At 33.8% G+C, this 1988-nt stretch carries 2 protein-coding genes; both read left to right on the top strand.

Annotation, left to right across the window (positions count from 1 at the left end; all coding sequences use genetic code 11):
* Window positions 1–226 precede the first annotated feature (226 nt).
* Window positions 227–1249 carry an IS110 family RNA-guided transposase gene (locus IC220_RS07285; protein ID WP_188153763.1) on the top strand — a complete coding sequence of 341 codons (1023 nt, stop codon included), beginning with the start codon at window positions 227–229 and terminating at the stop codon, window positions 1247–1249.
* Between the two features lie 29 nt (window positions 1250–1278).
* Window positions 1279–1599 carry a head-tail joining protein gene (locus IC220_RS07280; RefSeq protein ID WP_188153762.1) on the top strand — a complete coding sequence of 107 codons (321 nt, stop codon included), beginning with the start codon at window positions 1279–1281 and terminating at the stop codon, window positions 1597–1599.
* Window positions 1600–1988: the final 389 nt, after the last annotated feature.

Below are 1988 nucleotides of genomic sequence, written 5' to 3'. Positions count from 1 at the left end.
AAACGCCCTTGTATCTTGAAAAAAACATCTAATATTTTAAGCTTAAGTATTAGGTGGAGGAGGAAAGAACTTTGAAAACGTCCTTAGATATTAAATCTGTGCATCAGACAAGAGCTTCCTCCTCAAAAGTAAAGGCTGGACGGTATCGTAGAAAGACTTAAATGGTTCTAATTCTGTATTCACAAGGTTAGCTTTACTTTTTTAATAGTAATACATGGAGTTATATATGATCAACAACTTTTTAGGTATAGATGTTTCAAAAGAACGCTTTGATGTTTCTCTCTCATTCATAAGTAAAAAAGGAAAGCGTGAAAGTAGAAAAAGGAATTTTAAAAATGATGATTCTGGGTTTCAAGGTCTACTGAGCTTTCTACAAAAACATAATGTAGAGCAAGTAAAGGCTTGTATGGAAGCTACTGGTTGTTATAGTGAAGCTTTAGCTGAATTTCTACATAATACTGGACATTTTATTAGTGTAATAAATCCTTATTGCATAAAGTCTTATGCAAGGAGTAAGCTTGTACGACAAAAGAATGATCAGACTGATGCAGAGATTATTGCAGACTATTGTCAAAGACAGGAACCTTCTCGTTGGACACCACCTTCTCCTGAAAAGAAAAAATTAAAACATTTTTATCGTTGTTCAGCTGCATTAAAAGATGAATTGACATTAGCAAATAACCACTTAGAAAAAAAAGAGAGACTACCTGAAGAAGTTGTAAATGCTTGGAAAAACCTTGCAATGGATATAGAACAATCAATAGAAACAATAAAAAACTCCATACGTGAACTATTAAAACAACACAAAGAATTGTGGGAAGATTTTCAACTCCTATTGACTATTCCAGGAATAGGAGAGAATTCAGCAATAGCTATTTTAGCTGAAGTTCCTGATATAAAGGCTTTTATCAATGCAAGGCAATTGGCAGCATATGCTGGAACTATACCACAAAATATAACGTCAGGTTCATCTGTGTATGCCAAACCCAGATTAAGTAAATCCGGTTCACGAACATTATGTAAGGCAATATACTTTCCTGCTATAGTAGCTAAGAATCACAATCCTATTGTTATAGCTTTTTGTGAAAAGTTGAAAGAAAAAGGCAAGCACAACATGGCAATTGTGGGAGCTGCAATGCGTAAGTTACTTCATATAGTTTTTGGTGTTTTAAGTTCAAAAAAGGCCTTTGATCCAAATCATATCAAGAACTATAGGGCTAGAAGGTTGGCTGGAAGTTTAGTAGTTTAAAAGAGGCTATTAATCAAAGTTACTGCAGCATGAGCGTGAGGAAGTTATTTGCAGACTGTTTTCTACACCTTGGACAAGAAGTATTATACCAATCTAAAAATAAAGGGCAATCGCATTTCGTACGTGTGCTGAAAACACAGCCGGATAAGCTTCATGAAGTTGGCGATGGAAAATTTATCGGAGAAATGCTTTTTCTTGAGGTAAGTGTTTTTGATATATTACAACCAATTGTGGGAGATATTTTTATTATTAATGATCGTGAATATAAAGTACATTCTCCGCCACTTCGGGATAATTCTGGAATAGTGTGGAATATAGAGTGCACAATGTTTGGAAAAAAAGATACTTAATGTTGAAGTTAGTAATAGTATTGATAGAATTATTCAAAGTATTAATGCCAGCATAGCAAAAGCAGAACTAGCTATTTGTAAAGCTTAGAATCAGGAAATGATCCTGGAACAAAGGAGTTGGCTTTAAAAGCCGGATTTGAGGCACGAATAGTAATTGAGTCTACCATAGAAAATGCTCCTATTTTATATCTACAGATTATAATTAGTGTATATGTTAATTAGTTTTAGTACACAACAACAGAAATTTACTTATCAACATATACACTAACCAACAACATTAGACCTTCTGCAAAACGTGAAACTTAGCTTGGAAGATTTCTCTTCGTATTTTTTAAAAATTTTCTTGTTTAGAGCGTTGTAGAGAAGCAAAGTCACACATGGGATAGGTT

The sequence above is a fragment of the Wolbachia endosymbiont of Pentalonia nigronervosa genome (assembly GCF_014534705.1).
Classification (GTDB): Bacteria; Pseudomonadota; Alphaproteobacteria; order Rickettsiales; family Anaplasmataceae; genus Wolbachia.
Note: the sequence above shows the minus strand (reverse complement) of the source record. Positions and strands in the feature narration are given on the sequence as shown.